This window comes from Martelella sp. UBA3392 (assembly GCF_002358775.1).
Lineage (GTDB): Bacteria > Pseudomonadota > Alphaproteobacteria > Rhizobiales > Rhizobiaceae > Martelella > Martelella mediterranea.
The window spans coordinates 1-3,414 of record NZ_DEPM01000101.1; the positions used below are offsets into that span (position 1 = coordinate 1).

Sequence of the window (3,414 nt, forward strand, 5' to 3'; positions counted from 1 at the left end):
ATTCTCCGCCGACCGATACCGTCAGTTGCGCATCGCTATCGACCGCGACAACGGTCCCGGTCGCCGTGAACCCCGGCGTGGCCAGGTTAAACCCGCATTTTCCGTCTCCCAACGCCGCATCACAACGGCGCGAGAAGCTGCGCCCCTGCGGCTGGGACAGGCGGTGCGTCACAGACCGCAACTCCGCCGTAAAGCCGCCGCCCTCACGGGTCACCTCGCCGATTTCGTGCACATACATCCGCTGGTGCTCGGAGGGGTTGCGCCAATTGACCAGATAGGCCTCCACCCGCGCCCCGTCATACTGCCCGGCCGCCAGCGCTTCCTCGGTTATCGCCGCGCTGGAGAACCCGCCCGCCACCTCGCTGGTGCTGGCCGCAAGCCCCTCCTCCGTCTCGAGGTTCGTCGCCGCAAACCCGCTCGCCGCCAGAAAGGTCGTGGATGCGAAGTGGAGATCGTGATCATGTTCGGTAAAGCCCATGACCGTGCCATCCTTCAGCACCACCCGCCAGCAGGAACACACCGTGGTCGCATCTTCGGAAAGGTGGGCCAGAAGGCCCGCTTCAATGTCCCTCATGGCTTCACCTCCACCAGCGGCACCGACGGCACGCTCCCTGCATTGAACGCCTTCATGTTGATGTCGATGCGATCGATATCGAAGCGCACCGGCACATCAAATTCATAGCCCGCGAAAATCGCGGCGCCGTTCGCGGGTGGAGCCGCAAACGTCACAATCCCGCTCGCCGCATCGACGGAAAATCCGGATGCGGCAACGCCATCCACCGAAACCTTCACGCTGTCGGCCACCGGCTTCTGGATCGTCCGGGTCCAGGACGCCGCGCCGTCGCCGTAGGTCTTGATCAATTGAAAGCTTTTCTTGGTTCCGTCCCCGGTCGCAATCCACTGATCGCCGGCTGCCGGCTCGGCAAGCGGCCCGCAGGATTTGAAATCGACCGGATCGCGAAACCGGAACCCGTAAAGCTGGCCGCCGCGCGCCTCAAAAAACGCCATCAACTCATAAAGATCGGCCACCGAACGTACTGCCGAGCCCGCGTCGTACGATCGACGTGAATCCCGCCATCGCTGATTGCGCGATTCGTGGCCGTTGGAGAGGTTGACGATATCGGTGCGCCGCACCGGCCCGCCGCTTACCGAGAGTGACAAACGCAGCGGAAACCGCACCTCATGAAAACTCGTGCTCATCGCGGCCTCCTCAGATATTGCGCTGGCCGGAGCGCACCGCCCGCGCCAGCATCGCCGAGACCTGTCCCTCGCTCTTGCGGAAGCTCTCCGCATCCGGCGTCGAGACGTTGAAGACGATCCGCGCCCCGCCACCGCTTCCGGCCGCAACACCGAGCGAGCCGTCGGCCCCGCGCTTCAGCGGCAGGATCGCCTCGCTGCCGGCCTCGCCCATCAGCCCCAGGCCGCCATTCATTCCGAAATAGGTCGGCGTCGAAACGATGCCGCCGGCGGCAAACGGCGTGATCCTGCCCGGCACGCCGCCCTTGGCATGGGCCACGGCCTCCACCAGCCCGCCTGTCAGCGACCCGATCTGGCTCGAGATCACGCCTTCCAGTGGCTTCAGCGCCGCATTCAGCGCCAGATCGTTCAGCCGACGCCCGAGGTCGCCCAGCACCGTCTGCAGCCCCTTGCCGCCAAGCGTCGCATCCTTCAGCGCCGTGGTCAGCGCGCCCGCAAACCGGTCGGATTGCGTTTCCAGATCGAGCAGCACGTCGTAGAGCGCGCTGGCGCTCTCTCGAGCGCCGTCGATACTCGTCTCTTCAATGTCCATGAAACGTCCTCATCTGTCGGGAAAGCGGGTCATCAGAACGTCGAGGGCCGCCCGCGTCGGATAGCCCTCGGCCGGCGCGAACGCGCCCGCCATCGCCGCGAACTCCATCGGCGACAGCGCCCAGAACGTCGCCGGGGGAAGCCGCAGCGTACAGAGCCCGGTATGGATCGCCGCCCGCCAGGGGAACGGTTCGGCGACGGGAGGTTGGGGCTCTGCCGCTGCGGCTAGGAAGGGTCCGCCTCCTTCGAGGCCTCCCCTCCCGTAAACGTCACTGTCAGGAGTTCGCCGACAAGGCTTGCATAGGCCGCGACGCCGCCTTCCATACCCATGGCGGCCACCTCTTCGTCATCGATCGCATTGCCACCGCCGCGCAGTCCGGCGCCGATGATCGCGATCAGATCGCGCGCCTTCAGCCCGCCCGACGAAAGCCGGCTGCCGAGGTCGGCCAGACCGGCGGCAGCAAACGCGGTTTCCAGCTCCGCGAGCGCCCCGAGCGTCAGGCAGAGAATCCGCCGCTCACCATCGAACACCGCCTCCACCTCGCCGCGATGGCGGTTCGCCCTTCCGCCGCCGCGGCTCATACCGCCGCTCCGAAGCTCACGGCGCCGCCCGATTCCAGCGCAATCTCGAACTGGACCTCGCCATTGTGCTGGCCGTTATATTCGAGCGCGGAGATCTGGAACGGCCCGGCAACGATACCGAACCCCGGGATCACGATCTGCGCCTCCACCAGCGCGGCGGAGAAAAACGCCGCGCGCACCGTCTCGTCGGATGCCTGATCCTTGAAGATGCCGGAGGCCGTCATCGACGCCCGTTGCACACCTGCGCCGCCAAGCAACTCGCGCCAGCGACCGGCGCTTTCGGAATCGGTGATGTCCACTGTCTCGGCGTTGAACGCCAGCCGCCGCGACCTGAGGCCGGCGACGGTTTCATAGGTGCTGCCATTATGCAGCTTCAAAAGCAGGTCCTTGCCTTTCTGGGCAGTCATGGAACTCTCCGTTATCTGTCTGGAAATCAGCGGCTCACGCCGGTTCGGTCGCCGCGCGAAAGCGCATTTCGGCGAGGAAATAGCCGGTCCGCGTCACCCGCTTCACCCTGGTCGAACGATGCGCAAGATTGACGAGCGTCGCACCGGAGAGCGACAGCGCCTGATCGTCGAGCAGCGCCCTCACCCGCGCCTCGATCTGCTGCAATGCCTTGCGCCCATGCGCCTCCGACCAGATCTCGATCGTCAGCGCATGCTCGAAAAGCTTGCCATCCACCGTTGAAACATCGGTGGTGACGCATTCTCCGAATACGATGGCGGGCAGTCGCGGCCGGCTCAGCAACCGGTCGAAGATCGCATCCGCGCCGATCAGCCCCGTCAGTTCGCCATCGCCGGAGAGCGCCGCATGGATCGCCGCTAGAAGCTCGTTTTCGGGTGAACTCATGGCTCGATCTCCTCGCATCGGCAGACCAGATAGCGCCCAGTCTCGTCGGGATCGCGCCAGCCATTGATCCTGAACGCCCGCCCGCCGCGCGTGAGCCGCATCCCCGGCGCCAGATCCGACCGCATCCGCATCCAGATTTCATGGGTCAGGCGAACAACCTCGCCATTGGCCTCCTCATCGAAGGCAATCGAGACC

Annotated in this window: 7 protein-coding genes and 1 pseudogene; all 8 read right to left on the bottom strand. The window is 65.4% G+C overall.

The window, feature by feature from the left end; all coding sequences use genetic code 11:
• Window positions 1-574: DUF2163 domain-containing protein (locus B4E36_RS07525; RefSeq protein WP_345900188.1), on the bottom strand; the 574-nt coding region annotated here is incomplete at its 3' end.
• Window positions 571-1,200, bottom strand: coding sequence for a DUF2460 domain-containing protein (locus B4E36_RS07530; RefSeq protein WP_292054561.1), 630 nt, complete (start codon window positions 1,198-1,200; stop codon window positions 571-573). The genes B4E36_RS07525 and B4E36_RS07530, both read right to left, overlap by 4 nt.
• 10 nt (window positions 1,201-1,210) lie before the next feature.
• Entirely contained in the window at window positions 1,211-1,789 is a 579-nt protein-coding gene (locus B4E36_RS07535) for a phage tail tape measure protein (RefSeq protein ID WP_292054564.1), read from the bottom strand.
• Window positions 1,790-1,798: 9 nt separating this feature from the next.
• Window positions 1,799-1,966, bottom strand: a pseudogene (locus B4E36_RS07540) (rcc01693 family protein); the annotation flags it as partial.
• Window positions 1,967-2,013: 47 nt separating this feature from the next.
• Entirely contained in the window at window positions 2,014-2,370 is a 357-nt protein-coding gene (locus tag B4E36_RS07545) for a gene transfer agent family protein (protein WP_292054565.1), read from the bottom strand.
• A complete protein-coding gene (locus tag B4E36_RS07550) occupies window positions 2,367-2,777 on the bottom strand; it encodes a phage major tail protein, TP901-1 family (protein ID WP_292054568.1) in 411 nt (136 codons plus the stop codon). The genes B4E36_RS07545 and B4E36_RS07550 overlap by 4 nt, the downstream gene beginning before the upstream one ends.
• A gap of 34 nt (window positions 2,778-2,811) precedes the next feature.
• Entirely contained in the window at window positions 2,812-3,219 is a 408-nt protein-coding gene (locus B4E36_RS07555; RefSeq protein ID WP_292054571.1) for a DUF3168 domain-containing protein, read from the bottom strand.
• Window positions 3,216-3,414, bottom strand: a 199-nt coding sequence (locus B4E36_RS07560) for a phage head closure protein (RefSeq protein ID WP_345900189.1), incomplete at its 5' end; no start/stop codon positions are given. The genes B4E36_RS07555 and B4E36_RS07560, both read right to left, overlap by 4 nt.